Source organism: Terriglobia bacterium, assembly GCA_035712365.1.
GTDB lineage: Bacteria > Acidobacteriota > Terriglobia > UBA7540 > UBA7540 > SCRD01.
Map to the genome: position 1 here is coordinate 43,155 of DASTAW010000003.1, position 21,164 is coordinate 64,318.

At 55.3% G+C, this 21,164-nt stretch carries 11 protein-coding genes; 7 read left to right on the forward strand and 4 right to left on the reverse strand.

Features of this window, described 5'->3' with window-relative positions; genetic code table 11:
- Window positions 1-192: 192 nt before the first annotated feature.
- The 4 genes from VFQ24_00925 to VFQ24_00940 form a co-directional block, all read right to left on the reverse strand.
- On the reverse strand, window positions 193-2,223 hold the full coding sequence (locus VFQ24_00925; GenBank protein ID HET9176903.1) for a beta-N-acetylhexosaminidase: 2,031 nt from the start codon (window positions 2,221-2,223) through the stop codon (window positions 193-195).
- Window positions 2,224-2,403: 180 nt separating this feature from the next.
- Window positions 2,404-3,597 (reverse strand): glycoside hydrolase family 27 protein, encoded by a 1,194-nt coding sequence (locus VFQ24_00930; protein ID HET9176904.1) that lies wholly within the window; start codon window positions 3,595-3,597, stop codon window positions 2,404-2,406.
- Between the two features lie 191 nt (window positions 3,598-3,788).
- Entirely contained in the window at window positions 3,789-4,973 is a 1,185-nt protein-coding gene (locus VFQ24_00935; protein ID HET9176905.1) for a hypothetical protein, read from the reverse strand.
- Window positions 4,974-5,064: 91 nt separating this feature from the next.
- Window positions 5,065-6,852 (reverse strand): hypothetical protein, encoded by a 1,788-nt coding sequence (locus tag VFQ24_00940; GenBank protein ID HET9176906.1) that lies wholly within the window; start codon window positions 6,850-6,852, stop codon window positions 5,065-5,067.
- Between the two features lie 463 nt (window positions 6,853-7,315).
- Here VFQ24_00940 and VFQ24_00945 point away from each other — a divergent pair, with 463 nt between their 5' ends.
- The 7 genes from VFQ24_00945 (at window position 7,316) to VFQ24_00975 (ending at window position 21,144) form a co-directional block, all read left to right on the forward strand.
- On the forward strand, window positions 7,316-8,062 hold the full coding sequence (locus VFQ24_00945; protein ID HET9176907.1) for an IclR family transcriptional regulator: 747 nt from the start codon (window positions 7,316-7,318) through the stop codon (window positions 8,060-8,062).
- Window positions 8,063-8,204: 142 nt separating this feature from the next.
- Window positions 8,205-8,729, forward strand: a complete 525-nt coding sequence (locus tag VFQ24_00950; protein ID HET9176908.1) for a VCBS repeat-containing protein — start codon at window positions 8,205-8,207, stop codon at window positions 8,727-8,729.
- 770 nt (window positions 8,730-9,499) lie between these two features.
- Window positions 9,500-13,048 carry a TonB-dependent receptor gene (locus tag VFQ24_00955; GenBank protein ID HET9176909.1) on the forward strand — a complete coding sequence of 1,183 codons (3,549 nt, stop codon included), beginning with the start codon at window positions 9,500-9,502 and terminating at the stop codon, window positions 13,046-13,048.
- A 72-nt stretch (window positions 13,049-13,120) separates the two neighbouring features.
- On the forward strand, window positions 13,121-16,399 hold the full coding sequence (locus VFQ24_00960; GenBank protein HET9176910.1) for a carboxypeptidase regulatory-like domain-containing protein: 3,279 nt from the start codon (window positions 13,121-13,123) through the stop codon (window positions 16,397-16,399).
- Window positions 16,400-16,603: 204 nt separating this feature from the next.
- Window positions 16,604-18,664 carry a beta-N-acetylhexosaminidase gene (locus VFQ24_00965; GenBank protein ID HET9176911.1) on the forward strand — a complete coding sequence of 687 codons (2,061 nt, stop codon included), beginning with the start codon at window positions 16,604-16,606 and terminating at the stop codon, window positions 18,662-18,664.
- A 56-nt stretch (window positions 18,665-18,720) separates the two neighbouring features.
- Complete coding sequence (locus VFQ24_00970; GenBank protein ID HET9176912.1) at window positions 18,721-19,716, forward strand: 3-hydroxyacyl-CoA dehydrogenase family protein; 996 nt, start codon at window positions 18,721-18,723, stop codon at window positions 19,714-19,716.
- Window positions 19,717-19,833: 117 nt separating this feature from the next.
- The gene (locus VFQ24_00975) at window positions 19,834-21,144 is read left to right on the forward strand and encodes a Gfo/Idh/MocA family oxidoreductase (protein HET9176913.1); all 1,311 of its coding nucleotides are present in this window, start codon (window positions 19,834-19,836) and stop codon (window positions 21,142-21,144) included.
- The last annotated feature ends 20 nt before the right edge of the window (window positions 21,145-21,164 follow it).

Below are 21,164 nucleotides of genomic sequence, written 5' to 3' on the forward strand. Positions count from 1 at the left end.
CCAAAAACCCCTCTGAAACGCCATCTCTAAATCCCGCATTTTCAGCACGCGATTTGTATGTTTCCAGGGTTCAGCAAACAAGTGTTTTTGGGAACGAGCACCTATTAAGAATCTGCTCATGAAGGAGCAGTCTTCTACTTAAGCCTTGGCACGGATGGAAACGGGTCGCGCATGTCCACCGTCCGATTCTAATCAGCGTGGGCGGGTGAATGAGTCGAGCGGCGGAAGCGTGTCCCCTTTGCGATAGTGATTTTCGAAATATTCCAGCCGCTTCTTCACAGTCCACCAGTAGTCCAACTCTCCATCGAATCTTGCCATGACTCGACGGAGTCGGTACGGCGTATACTCTGCGAGCCACGCAATGCGGTAAGGCTGTTGCAGATTGCCGATGGCATCCAATAGGTCCGCGATCCGGCTATGGTCGTGGCTATAGATTTCCCCGCTATAAAACGAAAGGTCACTGGGATCCGGCGACTTGCCCAACTGCTGCCAGAATCCACTGATCTGGTCGGCATAGAGATACTTCATGGTTGCGTAGTCGGCCAGTTGAGCTTCGAGAAGCAGTTCCGGAAGCGCGAGGTGACTGCCGTGTATCTGGAGTGTTTGCATCAACTGGACCTGGGCGTCTTCCGCGGCCCGTCGTGCGCCATGAATATCTTCCAGATGAGCGTGTATTCGCGAGAGCCGATCGGGCTCAAACGGATCATCCCAGAGTTGGGGGCCCGTTTCCTCACCAACGGCAGTCGCCAATCGGGATTCTGCTTCAGAAAGATCTCGCAATCCTGCAGACACTTGTGCCCGCAGGGCAGCGGGATATACAACTTCTGCATAATCCGAAAAGAACTGCGAGCGATCTACGGGCTGGGTTTGCCAGGACGCGATCGCGCCGTAAGCAATTCCGGGCAGGGCTGGGCGCATCAACACCATCACGTCGTCTGTCCATACGGTATTGATGATGCCCAGAACCCCGTGTGCGCGCCCCGCGGCCAGAAAGTTATCGATGTTGTCGAATGACATGTCGAAGTCCGGCAAGATCTGGTCCCATACGCTGACTCCGCTCGCGATGAATTTGGGGATGGGGAGCGTGGCGAATGGCTCCCAGTAAGGTTCATAAACGGTGTGTTCGTAGCCCCATGGTACGACAATGGTTCCGCTTGGTATTTGTGGGATCAACGTGGGGTACTTCGCAAACATGTCGCTCCATACCATCACCGTTTTTCCATGACCTCGAACCAGGTTTGAAACCTTCAGGAATAAATTCATATAGAGCTTATCCGGATTTGACGCGAGCTCCTTCGTTTCACCTGTCTCGTCGAGCCCGATGTGGAAGAAAGAGCTTGGGAATAGCTGTGAGAACTGATCGATCCAATCGGTGAGTACTGAAATAAGCCTGGAACTCCTCGGATCAAAATCCCTGCCATACCGGATGAATCCCAGCTCCGAGTACCGCTCCACCCGGAAGAGATCGTGCTGGTGGCCGTAAAGCTCCAGGCAGGGGACTACGTCAATGTGGCGTTGGCGGGCGTAAGCGATGATCTCCCGGACCTGCTCCTGCGAGAATCGGCCCTCCGGATTGATCAGCGGGAAAGCCTTCAGTTCGATGCTGTCTTCGCTGTAGAAGTAATATTGATTCGCCTTCCAACGGGCCATAAAGTCCAGTTGCCGCTGCACTTCCTGCACCGTGGGCAGTGGCCCGTGGCTCATGTCCACCATTGTTCCCCGATAGGCCAGGCTGGGCCAGTCGTGGATTTCAACTGCGGGCAGGACCGCCTGCCCGCCCTCGCCTTCCAACAACTGCCGCAGCGTTTCCGCGCCGTAGAAGATTCCCGCTGAGGAACGAGCGCGGACGGTCACTCCGCTGGGCCTGACCTTCAGCTCGTACGCCTCGCGCGAATCAGGACCGGGCTTTTCACCCGGCATGGGCAGAGCATCCACCGCTCCGGTGCGTTCCAGCACGATGGCAGGACCATTTCCCTTAACTTCACGAATGGGGATTTCAGCGCCAGCACGGGACCCCAGCCATTTTGCGAGTTGCTCAGCGGCAAAGCGGTCCTCGGGGGCTGGCGCGGAAGCGAACTCAATCGCCAAGCCTCGCGCTGCCACATGCCCCGACCCGTAATCGATCTGCTGCGGCCGCGGCAGCAAAGGATTATGCGCAGCACTCGCCGAAACCGAGCACACGATATAAAGGATGATCAGACTAGCGTAGCGGTGAGTTCGCATAATGGTCCTCGCTGAATTGCTGAACGAGTCTTTTCCCATTCCACCTCAGAAGCAGGCAGGTGTCTGGGCTGGTCGACGATGAGACAACAATGGAGCATTATGATCACCGCAGCTCGCTGGACGGCAAATGGCGCGATTTGCGGTGCCCTGGCATGTCGCGGTGGCAAGCACCGTGCTGCTTTATTTCCAGAGCCGGAGCATGACCGCACCACCTTGTGGCACGGTGACGGTGTAGGAACTGTGCAGAACCCCCAAGTCCCTGTGCGCCCACAGATCGCGTACGTGGAGGGGGCCGCTGAAGCCGATGTCTTTGAAGCGAAAAGTGAGCGGCTCCGCTTCATCATCGATCACGAAGTTGAAGAGCGCCACCGCCATGGCGCCGCCGCTCAAGGGTCGCGCCCAGATTTGTGGCGGCCCGACGCGGCGCCCTTGAATGCCCAACCTGTCCTGGTCGACGGCAATGACTTCCGGGTTCATCAGAATGCTTTTGGTCGTCTCGTCCATCCTGGTCAGGTCATTACCTGCAATCAATGGCGCGGCGAGAATAGCCCAAAGGCTCATCTGAGTCCGATATTCGTCTGGTTTCATGCCACCGTTACCCACCTCCAGCATATCGGGATCGTTCCAGTGACCCGGCCCCGCATACTTTTCCAGCCCAGCCTGCGAGAAACCTATCAGCGCCATGCTGCGATAAGTGTCACTGATATCGTCGGTCGTTCGCCAAAGATTGCCTCCCACTTCCGGTCCCCATTCCCAGACGGAACCGACACCGTATTCGCAGAGGCTGTACACAACTAGTCGGTGCGTGTCTACCAGCGCCTGGTGCATCTTCGAGTAGGCTTGTTTCATCATGTCCAATGCCTTTTGCGGGTCCTGGTGGGTATCATGTAGTTTCATGATCGACATGAAACTGCACAAGTCATACTTCAGATAGTCCACTCCCCAGCCAGCGTAGGTGTTGGCATCCTGCTGCTCATGCCTGTAACTGCCTTCGTAACCTCCGCAGGTTTTGGGCCCAGGCGAGGAATAGATCCCCAGCTTCAAACCAAGGTTGTGGACGTAATCAGCCAGCGTCTTCATGTCAGGAAAATTCGCATTCGGATGAATAAAGCCGTCGGCGTCGCGCTTTCCCTCCCAGCAGTCATCGATGTTTACGTAGCGATACCCGGCCGCCTTCATGCCGTTTGTGGCCATCGCTTTAGCCTGTTCGCGTATGATAACGTCGCTTACACGACAGCCAAAATGATTCCAGCTATTCCACCCCATCGGCGGGGTGCGAGCTAAACTTCGGCTCTGAGCAAAACTCAGAGTGTTCCCTGCGAATACCGGCAGGATTCCCAAAAGCAGAGGAATCCATAACCATTTCTCGCGCATTTTTAACTCCCCGGTTTGAGTGCTCAGACGAGGCGCACCAATACGGCGATTTCCAACGCAACACTGCAGGTTACGCCATTTTTTCTAAGGCTCAAAGCCGCAAGGGCGCGGCAGACAGGCAACTACCGCCTCCCGTGGCTATTGACCATGGCTTAGCCTGGGCTTGCGACCCACGCGATAAAATGGCAAGCTCAGGCCTTGATGAAGATATTCCTCTTATACATCCAGAAGAGCAACAACCATGCTACGGCGAAGACCGAAAGGGCTGAAAAGAGTGGGCCAAAAGAGCCTAGCCCTGCCGCAATTGGGGCTGAGAACACGCCCACGATTTTACCAACCGGAATGATGCTCATAAACATGTAGATGAAAATGGCATTCATCCCGATTACCACCAAGGGCAGCGTCCACTGCTTGTTCCCTCGAACGTCGATAAACCAGAAGAACAAGGCGAACACCAGACAAGCACATCCTGCTGTCATCACTCCGTAAGACGTCGTCCACATCTTCATGACCACGGGAATGAACGGGCTCAAGACCCATCCCAGCGCGATTCCAGACGCCCCGGCGGCCGCGATGATTTTGGCCTTGGTGGCTTTTGGTCGGGAACTCATCAGCAGTTCGCCAATCATCAGGCCGAATATCGTGGTCGAGATCGTAGGAATGGTTGAGAGGATGGTGCCCCAGCCTTCGGGCGCATAAGGCCACACCTGCCAATGCGGGCGGAGATAAACCAGGTCCACATAGTTGACCAGGTTATGATTCAGTTCGTAGGTGCCGGCCGGAATCCCCGGGGCCCCCACAAATGCCAACACGAGCGCGTAACCGATCAATATCAACGATGCTACAGCCGCTTGTACACGCACGGACTTCCTGGAAATCAGAAATGCCACCAGATAGGCAATGGCGATCGGTTGTAATGCGCTGCTCAGTTCGATGAGGTACGGATGTCCCAGGAAAATCGATTCGCGAACCGAACCCAGTAGAAACAGCACGATTGCACGCCTCACGGCGTGCCACAGAATCTGGCTCTCGGTCTGACTCTTTGAACGCTTCGCGACTGCGAACGGGATCGAAATACCTACCATCAACATAAACGATGGCCAGATGCAATCGTAGAATCGAAGACCGCGCCACGGCGTGTGGTTGAATTCGTAGACCAAAAAGTTGAAAACTGGGTTCCTGCCTACGGTGTGGAGCGATCGAATAACTGCGTCGCCGCCGGCAAGCCATAGCATGATGAATCCGCGAAAAGCATCCAGGGAGACCAGTCGTTCTTTTTTCGGACTCACCAGCGAAGCGTCGATTCCCGCTGACTTGCCAGCCTCAGGGCCTGCGCCTTCTTTCCCAAGGTTTGGATTTGAAATCGTTGTGGCCATTGTCCTGGCCTCCTTTATGTAAATCCTAGCGACTAACTCGGGCATTATCTACAATCAGGCCCCTGCCCCCGTGCCTACCCGGTTGAGCGCCCTATCTTGCTGCGTCCAACTTCCAAACGTGCCTTCCCAGCCCCGCGGGAACATCAATCACGAACGGCTGACGAGATAAATCCTCCGGCCGGATCGTCTTCGCCACCTCTTTATCGATACCCAATTTTATGCTGGGCAGACTCGCAAGCCTTTCCCGTAGCGAATCAGAAAGCCACAAACGCCAGGAGGAGGGTTGCTTCTCGAAGAACGCACAATATGGATCTTCATAGTCGAAGATCAGTTGCCATTCAGTGCCCGTTGAGGAAGACTCAATTTGACTATGGACAATCCCAATGTATTGATTTGCGCTTATGGGCTTATACCCGGCGGGCAGCGCGTCCAGGAAACTTTCAACAAAGTCCGGTCGGAGGGAGATATCACGGTCGTGAAACACCACCATGACCGGCCCATCCGGGTGCGCGGGCTTCAGATCCGTCTGCAGAGTGTTCAGGCGGTCATAACCGGTGGTGAAATGCGGAGAGATCCCGGTCATATCCAAAACCATGTGGTGGTCAAGATAGTAATAGAAATCCGGCTCAGCATGGAAGATCCCGAAGCCCAGTTGCGCCGCCAAGCGGCCGGTGTTATTGAATTGGGACTTTGACCAGCCGCCGTTGCCCGGCCTGAGCTCCAGAGGCCTTTGCCCGAAATCCTTTTCGATATACTTGAGGCCTTGCTCGAGATGGAACATCTGCACAATGGCCGGCACTTCCGTACCGCGGCGGTGGTCCGCAAATTCTGAGTACCAGCCGTCTGCAGAAGCTTCCCCTTTCAAATCCGCAGTCCACCAGGGGCCCGGCGGAGATTCTAAATCCGTCTCCATATGGTCCCATCCGTGGCTTTCAATCTGGAGAACTCCGGCGGCAACGGCATCCAGAAGACCTCTGTGCGTCGATGCATAATCCTGGTGAAGACCCCATGAGTCGGTAAACGTCTGTTCCCATGGCGAGATGATGCGCTTCGTCTTCCTGTCGGCGTATCCTGTGATTACATTGGCGGCAAAAATGGCATGGTGCTTTTCAAGCGGAGCAATCAGGTGTTCGCGCAAGGTCTCTTCGCTGGGTTCAAGATAGTGCCAGTAAGACAGGAAGCCCTTATCGGCGGTCCCCCAATCGTCCATCTCAATTTCAATCGCGTGGGAATAATCCACATCGGGCTGAACGAGGTATCCCATGCTCCAGACGAGCGAGCGAAAGAAAATCTCTCTCCAGTAGGGAGAGTCGCGAAGCAACGAGATCTCAGGAACGCCCAGCCACATTACCGACACATCGCTGGCAATCTGGTTCAGAGTGAGCACGGGATGGCCTGCTTGGTCGATCAGAACCTTCGCACCTTGCGGTTCAATCCAGAAACGGGTGGCGAAATCCCAATTTGTATTGAGGGCGTTGAGGCCCTCGGCTGCAAGCTGCCGCGTGATAAAGTGCGGCTCGGTAGTTCGTATCGGATCGGTGGCCGTATACGCCTCTCGAAACTTAGCGCCCACTAGATTTTCGAGCGTTGGATCGAGAAACCGCGATTTGGCCACCAGAAGACTTGTTCCGCCCCGCACCGCGTCCGCGAGCGCCGCGATGTTCTGGTCCTTATAGGATGGCAAGTCAGCGAGCCAGATCACTGAACCGTATCGAATGTCACCAGACCGGTCAATGAGATAGGTGGCGTCCATGTGCTGCTGATCCAGGCGCAAAATGTCGAAGGGCACGGACCAGGCTTTAAGCAAGGCCGCAACCGGCTGAAAGCGATCCTTGTCATGGTCAACCAGAACGCTTTCGGGGTCGCTCCATTTTTCCACTACGAGCAGGACACGGTAGGGTTTCCGAAGGAGTGGCTGCTGTGGCTTAACCTCTCCCCACCCACTAGTGGAGACAAGTAGCAGAAACAGGATAGCAACGAATGCTGGATTGTTGGCCCGTGCCCTTGGATTCTCAGTAATAGTGGCCCTCCCAATGAGAGATGGAACATACAAGGCCGATCGCGGAGCCTGACAAACAGATCCTTGTCCGGCCTCCTTACTAAATCGCTCCAGGTAGATTACCGCTCATGGCCTTCAAGAAAGGTTTTGCGGCGCCGCGCACCGGGAACTGCCCTGCCCGATTATCCAATTGGCCGATGTGGTCCTTTGCAGGCGCTGCAGGACGATTACATCCCGCCCTTTGACTTGTCAAGGCGCATCTGATACTTTCAAGCCAGTCAGTTCAGCATATTGAACAATTTCCGAGAGCTCCCGTATGGTGACCGCATTAAGAGGTTGTGGCGTGCCTTCGGTCGAACGAGCACTGCGCATCTTTGAACTGTTGTCCCACTCCCAAAGGGGGCTCTCGCTGTCCGAAATCAGTCGAACGCTTGCGCTGCCAAAAAGTTCTGCATTCCTGGTGGTTACAACGCTTGAGCAGAACGGGTACCTGCAAAAGAACAAACAGACCGGGCACTATTGTTTTGGGCTCAAGCTCATCAGTCTTAGCCGAAGTGCACTGGAAAATCTCGACCTGCGCCAGGTGGCGCGACCATTCCTGCAGAAGCTTGCTCAAGAGACCAGGCTTACGGTACATTTGGCAGTCCTGGAACGGGGAGAAGCGGTCCTGATTGATAAAATTGAGGCGCCGGGGCTGGTCAAGCTCGCTACGTGGGTCGGGCGCCGGATGGATGTAAACTGCACAGGCGTAGGAAAGGCGCTGATCGCTTTCCTTCCAAAGGAGTCGTTCGAGCAGGAAATCAGGGGCAAGGTTCTTGCAAAGCACAATGATCAAACCATCGTGTCAGTCCGTGGTCTTGAGAAGGAACTCACTCGCGTGAGAGAGTTGGGCTATTCCTTCGACGACGAGGAGGATGAAATCGGGCTCCGCTGCGTAGGCGCACCCATTTTCGATTACAACCGGGCTGCGATCGCGGCGTTGAGTGTCGCAGGAACCGTCAATCAGCTCCCGCTGGAGCTGGTGCCGGACATAGGTGCGAAAGTCAAACAAACGGCTGCCGCCGTTTCTGCAAGGTTCGGTTTCTCTTGAGTATTGCGGAAAGTAGACCGGAGTTGAACCAGCAACTTTCTGACTTATGGCGGCCATCCTTAGGAAAGTGTCGAAGGCTAAACAACTGCTCGCCAGGCGGGATTTGCTAACTCTTTTGGGCGCCTCGCTCTTGCGACCGGCAATGCCAAGGTGCGCCGGCTTCGCTGAAAGCAAGACTTCGATTCCCATTCGGTTCGCACTGCAATCCATTCCCTTTCAACTGGAGACAGACGAGACTTTGAAGGCCCCGCACGCTCCGGCGACGATGGCCGGTGGGGTTGCTGTCTTTGACTACAATCAAGACGGACGTCCCGACATCTTCTTCACGAACGGGGCAAACATTGCGACGTTGAAGAAGGACCTGCCAAAGTACTCCAACCGGCTGTTTCGAAACGACGGTAACGGGGTTTTCACGGATGTGACGGACCGGTCAGGTTTGGCCGGCACAGGGTACGACTACGGAGTGGCGGTCGGCGATTACGACAATGATGGTTACCCGGACCTGTTTGTCACCGGAGTTCACTGCAGGACTCTTTATCACAACAACAGAGATGGCACCTTCAGCGACGCCACGGTCAAATCGCATCTGGATAGTTGGAACGATCCGGATTACGGCCACTCTGGTCCGTCGCCGCCGGATGGGTCGCCGTCAACAACGACGGTTTAGTTGACCTGTTCGTGGTGAACTATCTACGATGGGATTACGCAAACGAACCACGGTGCGGCTTCGTCAGCGCCTACGACTATTGCAGCCCTGATTTCTAAGGACAGCCGAGCCAGAGAGCGTCGTGTGCTTCCTGAGACAGTGTCTGAGCATCCGATTCCTGCGGCTCCTGTGCATAGACGGCAAGAGAAACCATCAACGTAGCGAGCACCGATACCCATAAAGCGGAGTGGCGGAATGACATTGGAGGCACCTTGATTAAGCTACGCCTCTCGACAGTCTACTTTCGAGCCGCTCATTCATCAAGCCAGCAACCCGAGCTACGTGCGTGACGTGAAGCCAAAGCCTCTGATTCGGACCGCCAACAGTCCGAATTCGTCCCTGCCGTCGGTGGACGATCACAAATCTGTTCAATACATTGAACAGGAGCGACTCCACTGCCTGAATCCCCCTTGACTGTTTAATTCCGGGACGTATGATCGGGTCGAGTCACGTATTCAGAACCTCGCGCGGAAAAACCAGGTTTAGATTGGGAGCAATGAGGCTGAAAGCTTCCCAAGCAATTGCGGCCTTCCGCAGGGCGAATCCATTTCGCCGGCGCTTATGCGGACAACATGTCCTGGGGGATGGAGGCCGCTACGCGCTCGGCCAAGCGCGTGGCGAAAGTGATCGACGAGGCATGATGCGGCGTCTGCGCGTCCATCAAGTCAATTTGCGGGATGAGATAACAGCACTGCCTGTGTAATTGGAGAGGAATGGGAGGAGTAATCACCATGAGAGTCGCAAGTTGCAGACGCCTGGTCGACAGCTTTGTGGGGCTTTATTTCCTTGTGCTGCTAGCAGCAGGGGGCGTCCCGGGCTGGGCTCAGCAAGTGAACGCGACTTTGAGTGGGACAGTACGCGATGCCAGCGGCGCCGTCGTGCCGCAGACAAGCCTCACGGTTAAAAACGTCAGCACAGGGGGCATTACGACGACGGTTTCCGATGGGTCTGGAAATTATATTTTTCCGTCACTTCGTCCCGCCACATACATCCTTTCCGCAGAAAAGAACGGCTTCAATACAACGGAGATTTCCAGCATCACTCTGGCGGTCTACGAGAAGTCCACAATCGATGTCGTCTTGCGTGTGGGACAGGTGAGGCAAACCGTGGAAGTGAAAGGCGCCTCACCACTTGTCAGCACGACGAGCGCCAGCGTCGGCACACTTATTGGCGAGCGCGAAACCCTCGATCTCCCACTTAACGCCCGCCGCACGAGTGCATTGGCCCTGCTGGTTCCAGCCGTTGCTAATACTTCCGGAAATTCTCTAACTTCGGCCAATGGAAATGGTTCAGGTTTCAACCAGACCAGCTTCAGTTCGGTAGGAAGCACCTCTGCCAGCAACCTGGTGTTGATTGACGGTATGCTCAATCGAGCGCTCAACAATGGAGGATTTGCTCTGGATCTCGCTCCGGAGATGGTGAAGGAATTCAAAATCCAAAACAATGTCTACGACGCCACCTACGGTGTTGCTGCCGGCGCCGTGATGAATATCGTCACCCCATCAGGAACAAACCAGTTTCACGGCTCTGCGTGGGACTACCTTCGCAACAAAGTGCTGGATGCCCGCAACTTTTTTGCCCTTAACCAGACCGATCCGGTCACCGGCGCAGAGATCCCTGGCTCCGCGCGGCCGGAATTTATCAGGAACCAGTTTGGCTTCTCGGTCGGTGGGCCAATTCGGAAGAACAAGACATTCTTTTTTGGAAGTTATGAGGCATTGCGATTGGTTCAAGGCGAGACATCAACCTCCGTTGTGCCCACTGCCGCTGAGCGGGCAGGAGATTTCAGCTCTTTTCTTACTGGCCAAAACATCAATCTTTGCGGCGCCGGCGGTCCCGCTAACCTTAACTTTGATTCAGGGCAACTGTTTGATCCGGCCAGTGAGTACCAATTCACGTGCCCAGCCGGAAGCGCCCTGGCAGGCTCGACTGTACTTGCGGGGCAGCCGGTTGCTGGCAACATTGTCAGCAGCATCAATCCCGTTGCACAGAAGGTCTTGTCACTCTTCCCGACGCCAAACGCGCCCGGCATCGTCAACTTCATAAACGGCAAGCCACTGCGCGAGCAGGACGACACGATTCTAATTCGAATTGATGAAAACCTCTCTGCGAAAGATCAGTTGTTCGGCCACTATGTATTTGGCAACGCCAACGTATTTAACCCGGGCAATTTTGATCCTTTTAATACCTTTCAGCATTATCGAGGTCAGAATGGCGTGATAGGGTGGACGCACGTGTTCTCACCGACATTGCTGAGCGAAGCGCGCGTGGGCGTTTTTCGAGGTTACCTGAAACGAAACTGCGCAGAGTGCCCCCACCCTCCTGGTACGCTGGCTGGCTTCGGAATTCAAGGCGTTGCTGCCTCTTCAACCGAAACTGAAATAATGCCTTCTGTCGTTTTCGCCAATTTCGCCGAATGGGGAGACGGTGGGTACAACCCGGATGTCGTTCCGGACATGCTGGAAAAATTCGAAGGGACGCTGACTAAGATCCGCGGGCGGCACACCATCGCCGTTGGCGGCGATTTTAACTTTTACCAGCTTATCGGGTACCAGGACCCCGCCCAGCTTAACGGGCAGATCTTCTACAACGGTCAGTACTCTTCATTGGCCGGAGCAGTTCCCGATGCCAGTACGATTTCCGATTTGGCTGATATGGAGTTAGGGTTTCCATCCTCCGGGAATTACATGAAAAATGCATTCGTCAATGACTACGTTGGAGGAGGTTGGTTCAGCCTGTTTGGCCAGGACACCGTTCGAGTAAGCGATCGATTGAGTCTTCAGCTCGGCCTGAGGTGGGAATACCGCAAGCAACCCCACGACAGGCACGATAAGATCGCAACGATTTTCCCGCTCAGCAACAGTTTCACGCCGGGAGACGCACTTCTGGTTACTGCGCTCCCCGACGCCGAAAATGACGTCCTCTGTTCTCAATCATATTTCATCTCGGCAACGGGGCAGTGCCTCGTGATGACATCGGCACAGCGGGCGCAATTCGGCCTCACCGGCGGCAAACGCCGACAGGTCAGCCTGGGTGATAGGTGGCATAATTTCGCGCCGCGGCTTGGCATTTCGTGGCGACCCACAAATTCGAATAGCTTAGTGATCCACGGCGGCGCCGGAATCTTTTATGACTTACCCGAAACCAATCAACTGGTCGCATACAATAACAACAATCCTGTCAATTCGCAGACGCTCCTTTACGAGCCGGCGATCGGAGAGCCTCCTCCTCTAACGAATGGCGCTCCAACCACCACCGAGACGATGTTTGCCGGAGCTGCGGGTGCGGCAATACCGCTCTCCGCAGTCGGTGGGCAGGTTCAAGCGCTGCCGATGTACTTTACGCCCACGGTTTATGAATGGAGTTTAATGGTAGATTCGCAATTCGCGCAAAACTGGGCGTTGGAGGTTGGCTATATCGGGAATCGTGGTGTCCACCTGAGTACGTACTATTCTCCCGGAAATCAGGCCAGGCCAGGAGTGGGCGATATCGGTCCGCGGCGAGTATGGCCGGATCTCGGCGCCTTTACCTACAACGCCTACAACGGTATCTCACGATACAACGCGCTAACGGCCAGAGTGACCAAGAGATTTTCGCAAGGACTCTCTGTTCTGGCTGCGTATACCTATTCGAAGCAACTGGATTTTAACGGAGGCGACTCGTCTGAAGTCACGCTTCTGCAAGACGCCAATAACCCCAGGGCCAGCTATTCTGTCGGCGATATCGACGTCCCTCAGGTGCTATCGATTAGCCCTATTTGGGAGCTGCCATTCGGCAGTGGTCGACGGTACCTCAATCGCACAGGTTTGGCCAACGCTCTTGCAGGCGGGTGGGAGTTCAGCGGCATTGTCACTTTCCAGAGTGGAAACCCATATACCATATATTCTCCTGAAGACTATTCGAACAGTGGGTCCGCGTCCCCACAACCTGACAGGACATGCAACGGGGCTGGCCCGAAAACTGTCGAGGAGTGGTTCGATACGAGTTGTTTTACCACTGCTCCCCTTGCACTCGCCCTCGCCAACGGAGCGCCCCGATTTGGCAACTCCGGCCGCAACATCTTATTTGGTCCGAGTCTTAAACAATGGGACATCTCCTTTATCAAGCGCAACCAGATCAGCGAACGCTTTACCCTGGAATTTCGGGCGGAATTTTTCAACCTGTTTAATCGTCCCCATTTTGGTAATCCCGCCTCTACAACGGATACCGGTGACTTCGGTCTGATCGAGGGCGCGGGAAGTCCGCGGGACATTCAGTTCGGGCTGAAGTTGAGCTTTTAGGCAGCAACGGGAAACAGAGGAGAAGTTGCACGGTAAGCACAGAATCCTCTGTTTCCAGGACGGAGGCAAGACATGAAACTGTATTTGCTTTCAGGGAAGATATCTCATGCCGGCGAAGCGCGAATCCGCCTTCAGGGTTTATGGCTGGCTCTGGTATTGGCCATTGTTTGCTCGCTTCCTGCCGCCGCACAAACAAGTTTGTCAACAGTACGAGGGGCTGTTACCGATCAGTCGGGCGCTTTAGTACCCGGCGCACAGGTCCGGTTGATAGATCTGTCGACGAATATTGCTGTCCGGACTGTCAGTACGGATGCCAATGGCAACTACGAGATACCTTTCGTAAAGGGAGGCCATTACGAACTTACGGCGTCACACACTGGATTTGACACCTATACTCAAACGGACATTTTCCTCGCCAGCAATGAAACCAAGCGCGTAGACGCTGTGTTGCACGTTGGTTCAACCGCCACCAAAGTGACCGTGAGTGGGGCGGCGAAGGTGATCCAGACCGAGGGCGGATCTATTGGTGGCACTTTCACTGCCAGTGAGTACAAAGTTCTTCCGATTCCTGGGAACTCCTATTCTTCTCCGACCGACGTTCTTGCCACCATGCCTCTACTTCAGTTTGACAGGGAAAACGCATTCAACCCGACCCTGGCCGGGCAGGGCGGCAACCAATTTAATATGAGCATGGACGGGGTTCTCGAAGAGAACGTCAACACACAGACTGTCAATATGGAGGATGCCGATGAGGTAAGACTCTTGGGTGTCAATAACAGCGCGGAGTACAGCAGGATCGCAACCTACGATGTCGTCACCAAACGTGGCACGGACAAATTCCACGGAGAGCTGGAATACTACCTGCGCAACTCGGCATTGGGCGCGCGAGGCTTTTTTGATTCAACCAAGCAACCGATCATCTACAACACGATGACCGCGGAGGCCTCCGGTCCGCTGGGCCACCGGACCTATTTCTACGGCATGTGGAATGGCGAGCGCGTTAAGCAGCACACATCTTATCTGACGACCGTGCCCACCGATTTGATGCGGGCCGGGGATTTCTCCCAGTTGCTGCCCTCGACTGTCATTACAAACCCAGCGACCGGGGCGCCCTATCCAGGAAACGTTATCCCCCCCTCTGACCTTAGCTCCTCTCCGGCCTCAGCCGTGGCTCTGGCGACGCAAAACAATTACATTCCAAGACCGAACATCGGCGGGCCAAACGCACTGGTTAATAATTTCACATTTGTTTGGCCATACCCTGGAGACCAATACAATGCTGATGTTTACGTCGGCAGAGTTGACCACACATTTTCCGAAAAGGACTCCATTTACGGCAGATTCTCCAGTTACTTTCCCAAGTATATTTTGGCCGGCAACTACCCGGCCCTCGGAAGTAGCCGCACGAGGACCAGCTATTCATGGGCGGTGAATGAGACCCACATCTTTGCGCCGAATCTGCTCAATTCCTTCCAATTTGGTGGCAATTATGACTGGGTAGAGAATGGCCAACCCCTTAATGGGTTTGTTACCCCCAATGGCGCCGATGTTGTATCGAAAATTGGTTTGCAGGGCGTGAATCCCGGAAACTTGTCAGGCGAGGGCTTCCCTGACATGAGCATCAATGGATTGCCGACTATGAACGCTGCTGAGAATGGAGGAACCTCAGTCGATGCCAAAAATTATTCGTATACTGACGATGTGACTTGGGTGAAGGGCCGGCACGTCGTCAAGTTCGGTGCACAAATCAGGACGTACTACACCCGGAACGATCTGATTCCTGACACAACATTCGGAAGCTTCGCGTTTGACGGCCGTTTCAGCGGCTACCCCTATGCGGACTTCCTGCTGGGCCTACCTGGCACAAGCACACGGCTCGCTCCGATTGTGGACAGGTCGCAGCACGCTTACGAAATGGGCTACTACGCGACGGATACCTTCAAGGTGAATCGGCGCTTGACCCTGACCTATGGTCTACGCTGGGACTATTTTGGGTCGCCAACCTTTGGAGACGGCCTGCAGTACAATTGGGACGCGGCCACTGGAAATATCATCGTCTCGCAGGCAAATCTGTCCAAGGTCAGCCCCCTGTTTCCAAGCAACATTGGAGTTGTGGCTGGAAATCCCACGCCGAGCCCGGACGGCAAAAATTTTGTGCCACGAGTTTCGGCGGCATATCTCCTGGACGAGAAGACAGTCATTCGGGGCGGTTATGGAATCTTTAACGAGGCCTTGGGTCCGTTCACCATAACCCAGACGCAGCCATCGCAGGGAACAGGCCCGTTCGAACTTAGTGAGACCTATATCAACGCATTCCAAAACGGAACATCCGGACCAACGGTCTTCAGCTTCCCGAATCCTTTTCCCGGCACCGGCGCTCAGGTTCCATCGCAAAACCCTACCGGGTTTCCTCAACAAACGAAAAACGGGATGATTCACCAATGGAACCTCTCCGTGGAGAGACAAATCGCCAGTGTGGGCGTGCGCGTCTCTTATGTCGGCTCCAAGGGGAGCGATCTCAACTACTTCATCAATACGGACCTGCCTGTGCCGAGTTCGACGCCGTTCGACATCAGCTTGTTGCCGTACCCGCAATTCGTGGCAACCAACCTTCAACGTAACAACGGTAGCTCGGAATATAACGCTCTCAGCATCGAGGGGAAACGCAGAGTAGGTGCGGTTACCTTCGATTGGAACTGGACCTGGGCGTCGAATCTTGACACAATGGAAAACCTGCAAAATCCCTATGGTCCGCTTCCGTGGAACCATGATTATCTGACCCCTCATAACAGGGTTGTCCTGAACACAATGTGGGAGATCCCCGTTGGCAGAGGGCGGCGATTTGGTGCGAAATTGCCGGGCGCAGTCAATCAAGTAGTCGGGGGATGGAGCCTCTACTGGATAAGTTATTTCGAATCTGGCCTGTGGTTCACGCCGCAGTTTTCCGGGTCCGATCCTTCCAATACGAATACTTTCAGTCCAATTCCGGACCGGATTTGCAATGGGAACTTTCCGCCCAACCAACGCAGCATTAACGGGTGGTTTAACACGTCCTGTTTTGCTGTTCCTCCCAACGGAAGATTTGGAAACAGCGGTGTCAACATCCTGGAAGGGCCAGGCTTGAACAATCAAAGTGTCAGTTTGACCAAGAACTTTCCTGTGACTGAACGCGTGCACATTGAATTTTCGGCCATGGCCTCAAACGTTTTTAACCACCCGAACTTCGAAAATCCGGGCACCAACGACATTACGGTTCCGGGAGCGGGTGTGATAGGTGCCGTCCCCGATTATTACAGCGCAGTGAAGGCAGGGCCCCGGCTGGTTGAAGGACGACTCCGCGTCCTTTGGTAGTCTCTCCGGAAATTGGAGACGGAGCCAGACTTTTTGGAAGGGTACGTTTAGCTCTCAGGATAATTCTGCCTACGGACAGGGGGTCGCTTCGTTCTCATTGTGACAGAAGGTGGTTGCCCCAGTTGTTGCGGAAGTGTCGTCATCCTGTCTCTTTAAGCCTTTTTTTGCCTACAAGCAGTTGCAGCCGATGCAGGAGGCTCTTTGATGCGCAAGTTCGAGTTCACCACGCTGCTTATGTTCTTCCTATTTCCAGTCTGGGGGCTTGCTGCTCACAACCCCTTGCTGCCGCGGCCGCAGCAGATCACTTATGGCACAGGACATGTGGCTCTCCGGGGCCTGGCGATTGAGTTCGCTTCGGCGCCAGCCCCTGAAGATCGCTTTGCCGCTGAGCAACTCGCAAAATGGCTGGGATCCCGTGCTGGCGCTGAAATCCCCATTCGTGAAGTTAAGGGAAATGGTCCTGCCATCGTGCTGGAACGCACCGGAGCGGTGGATGCTCTGCCGATGCCGGGTGAAAAGCCCGGTCCTGATTCGCGCGAGGCGTACGAGCTGAAGGTCAGGCCCAGCGGAGTGACCGTCCGCGCTCGTTCCTCAGCGGGAATCTTCTACGGCGCCGAAACGCTGCGGCAATTGGTTGAAGGCGAGGGCGAGCAGGCGGTCCTGCCCGAGGTTGACATCCACGACTGGCCCAGCCTGGCTTATCGGGGAACAATGGTAGACATGAGCCACGGGCCGCTGCCCACGGCTGAGGAAGTCGAGCGGCAACTGGATTTCATGGCGCGCTGGAAGGCGAATCAATACTACTTCTACAGCGAAGACAGCATCGAGCTGAAGGGCTTTCCGCTGATCAACCCGGAGGGCCGGTTTACGCAAGATCAGGTCCGGGAGATTATTGCCTACGCCCGCCAGCGCCACATTGACGTGGTTCCCTGCCTGGAGCTTTACGGCCACCAGCACGATCTGTTTCGCGTGGAGCGCTACTCAAGCCTTTCCGACCTTGCCCATGGAACTGAATTTGATCCGCGCAACCCGGAAGTCATGAAACTACTCGCCAACTGGATCAATCAGCTTGCCGAGTTATTTCCCAGCCGCTTCGTGCATATTGGGTTCGATGAGACGTTCCAGATTCAAATGGCCGTGAAGGAAGGTGGTACCGGATCAAGCCCCACCAAGCTGTTTGTCGATCAGTTGAACAATGTCGCTCGGCTGTTCGAGCAGCGGGGCAAGCACGTGATGGCCTGGGCCGACATCATGGTGAAGTATCCGGAGATTGTGTCCCAAATGCCGGCCGGCATTGTTGCGGTGGCTTGGCATTATGAGCCCGAACCGGATCCGGAATACAAATACTGGCTGGGACCCTTGGCTGCCAAAGGCGTGCCCCATATTGTTGCGACTGGCGTGACCAGTTGGAACCAGATCGCGACAAACTTTGACAGGACGTTTGAGAACATCAGCACCTTTCTCGCAGCCGGCCGCAAGTCTCATGCCATCGGCTTGATCAATACCGTCTGGACCGACGACGGCCAGATGCTGATGCGGATGGCGTGGCCTGGCATCGCTTATGGGGCGGCGGCGCCCTGGCAATCGGCTCCGATGGATAAGGCGATGTTCTTTTCCGACTACGCGCGGGTGATGTACGCGCCGGCCGTCTCCTCTGAAGTGGCCGTCGCCTTGGAGGATCTCAACAAGTCTGAGTTGGCGTTGGAGGGAATTCTTGGGGACGAGACGATGGTCGCGCTTTGGCGGGAACCCTTCGATCCCCAGATACTGAAGAAATGTACGGCGGGCCAAAGTGATCTGCGGCAGACGCGCCTTCTGGCTGAAGACGCACAAGAGCATCTGGATCGCGCCTTGAGCCTGGGCGGCGACAGGACAACCCTCGAAAGCCTGCTGTTCGGCAGCCGGCTGCTTGACTACGCAGGTCAAAAATTCCAGACGCCGCCGGAGCTTGAGGAGCTGTGGCAGAAGCTGGGCCCAACGCGTCCTGGTAATGAGATATGGTGGAATGAGTGGGAGTCAATGACGACCTATCAGGACCATTCGCGGCTGGTCGACCTGATGGACACCATCACGGAGTTGCGTGCAAAATACCGCTCGGCTTGGCTCGAGGAATACACTCCATACCGTCTGGCCTCTGCGATCGGAAGGTGGAACGCGGAGTACGAATATTGGCGGCGCATGCAAAGCCGGTTGCTGACGTTCTCGGAATCTTCTCGGGAAGGAGAGAAGCTTCCGCCGCTTGAAACGCTTGCCGGGGCGCAGTAGCCTCGACCCCTGCAATGAAGTTCGAGAAAGCAGAAACCGAACGAGGAATTTCCACGATGAAGCGATCCAGTTGGCCGGACAAACCAGCAAACTTCCCGGTTGGCGTGGTCGGATTGGGATTGATGGGGACCAGCGTCGCCACATGCCTGCTGGCCGCCGGCCATCCTCTTGCCGCGGTAGAAATCGATGACAACAAACGGCGGAGTGCACGACGCAGAATTTTGAATTATTTGCGCCAGATGAAGAAGGAGGGGTTGCTGCGCTCCGATCCAAACGAGGTAATCGGCCGACTGACGGTCTCCAACGGGTATGCAAGTTTGGAAACGAGTCATTTGGTTGTCGAATGCGTTTTCGAGAACCTCAGCGTTAAAAAAGACGTTCTCCGAAAATTGGAGGGGGCGGTCTCTCCTAAGAGCATCATTGGCACCAACACTTCAGGCCTGCCCGTCACGGTGTTGCAGGAGGGAGCACAACATCCGGAGCGAATAGTCGGCATCCACTGGGGTGAGCCCGCCCACATCACCCGTTTCATGGAAATCATATGCGGAAAACACACCAACCGAAAATATGCGGACGACGCGGCGGCCCTATCCCATCGATGGGGGAAGGAGCCCTCCATCGTCAGGCGTGACATTCGAGGCTTTATCACTAACCGTTGCATGTACGCGTTGCTGCGCGAGGCTTTCTACCTGGTGGAGGCTGGTTACGCTACAGTCGCTGACGTGGACCGCTCGCTGCGGAATGATCTCGGGTATTGGATAACTTTGGCCGGACCCTTCCGCTTTATGGACCTCACGGGCATTCCGGCATACGCGGCGGTGATGAAAGATTTGTTTCCAGAACTGAACTGCGCCCAGAAGGTGCCCGCCCTGATGCGCAAGGTTGTGAAATCAGGCGCGAGGGGCGTATCCAATGCCAAGGGGTTTTACAGTTATACGCCGCAGGAAGCCGCGCGATGGGAAAAGCAGTTCATGAAGTTCAGTTACGAGATCCGGGCGCTGGCCCAGAGATATCCGGAGGTAACAGTCAAACAGGAGCGGGCAAAGAAGTGAGGTAGATTTTATTTTATCTATGAACTGGGAAAATAACCTGCGGCCCTGTGGCTTCGCAGGCAATGAGTGCGGCAGGAGTCTATCGGACGCCCCTCAAGGGAGAAAGAAATACTTTCCATGAATAGAAGAGAATTCATCAGTATGGCGGGCGCGGGAGTCGCGCTTGCGGGAAGTAGCCTGGGAGCCGAGGGACGCGTTCGTATTGGGGTGATTGGGACGGGGCACCGCGGCACCAGCTTGACGCGGCTCTTGACCTTGTTTGAAGAGGTGGAGATCCCAGTCCTGTGCGACATTAACCCCGAACATCTGGCGAACGGCCAGAAGGTGGTGACCGACTCGGGCCGGCGCAAGCCAGAGGGCTACTCGCGGAGCGAAGTGGATTACAAACGAATGCTGGAACGCGGCGATCTCGATGGCGTGCTCATTGCTACACCGTGGGAGTGGCACGTGCGCATGGCAACCGACTCGATGAACGCGAAGATATATACCGGCTGTGAGGTTCCCATTGCCAATACCATCGATGAGTGCTGGCAAATCATCAACACCCAGGAGGAAACTAAGACCCCTTGCATGATGCTCGAAAACTGGAGCTTCCGCCGGGATAATCTTGCCGTCCTGAACATGGTCCGCAAGGGAATGTTCGGGGATATCACCTATGCACAAGGCGCCTATGCGCATGAATGCAACGGGGAGTGGTTTTTCAATCCGGATGGCACCAACACCTGGGTGGGTGACCACTTAATGAATCGCAATGCCGACCAGTACCCGACGCACGGAATGGGGCCGATCTTGAGCTGGCTGGACATCAACTGCGGCGACTACCCGGAGTATCTGACCTCGACGGCCACGCGCGCCATCGCCGTCAACCGTTATTTCGAAAGGAGGTACGGCACCAACCACCCCACGGCCAAGCGAAAGGTCATGCAGGGCGATATTGTCACCACCGTGATCAAAACGATTAAGGGTAGAACTATCATGGTCTATAACGACATGGTTTCGCCGCGACCGTACGACAACAAGTGGCAGTTGTCTGGAAGCAACGGCATTTACAGCCACGAACACGATGCCCTTTACATCGAAGGCGTCAGCCCTCTTCCCCACAGCAATGAGGCCTGGGAACCCTTTGAGCCTTATCAGGAGAAATACGACCACACGTGGCATCGCGAAATCCAAGAGACCGCGGGCAAGCTGAAGACTGATGTCGTGTCTCACGGTGCTCCCGACTACCTGGAAGTCAAGTTCTTCGTCGAAGCTGTCCGAGACAACGGACCCCTGCCCCTGGACATCTACGACTCGGTGGTGATGAGCGCACCGGTTGGGCTGTCAGATATTTCCATCTCGAAGGGCAGCGCGCCTGTACCGTTCCCGGATTTCACGCGCGGCGCTTGGCGGACGCGCAAACCGTACTTCGCGCTGGAGCAATCCTGAGCAAGTTGTAAGTGGCGCGG

Excerpts from the sequence above, each read along its gene's own strand:
- VFQ24_00955 (HET9176909.1), top strand. The coding sequence starts at position 9,500 with ATGAGAGTCGCAAGTTGCAGACGCCTGGTCGACAGCTTTGTGGGGCTT.
- VFQ24_00950 (HET9176908.1), top strand. The coding sequence starts at position 8,205 with ATGCCAAGGTGCGCCGGCTTCGCTGAAAGCAAGACTTCGATTCCCATT.
- VFQ24_00925 (HET9176903.1), bottom strand. The coding sequence starts at position 2,223 with ATGCGAACTCACCGCTACGCTAGTCTGATCATCCTTTATATCGTGTGC.
- VFQ24_00975 (HET9176913.1), top strand. The coding sequence starts at position 19,834 with ATGAATAGAAGAGAATTCATCAGTATGGCGGGCGCGGGAGTCGCGCTT.
- VFQ24_00930 (HET9176904.1), bottom strand. The coding sequence starts at position 3,597 with ATGCGCGAGAAATGGTTATGGATTCCTCTGCTTTTGGGAATCCTGCCG.
- VFQ24_00960 (HET9176910.1), top strand. The coding sequence starts at position 13,121 with ATGAAACTGTATTTGCTTTCAGGGAAGATATCTCATGCCGGCGAAGCG.
- VFQ24_00935 (HET9176905.1), bottom strand. The coding sequence starts at position 4,973 with ATGGCCACAACGATTTCAAATCCAAACCTTGGGAAAGAAGGCGCAGGC.
- VFQ24_00970 (HET9176912.1), top strand. The coding sequence starts at position 18,721 with ATGAAGCGATCCAGTTGGCCGGACAAACCAGCAAACTTCCCGGTTGGC.
- VFQ24_00965 (HET9176911.1), top strand. The coding sequence starts at position 16,604 with ATGCGCAAGTTCGAGTTCACCACGCTGCTTATGTTCTTCCTATTTCCA.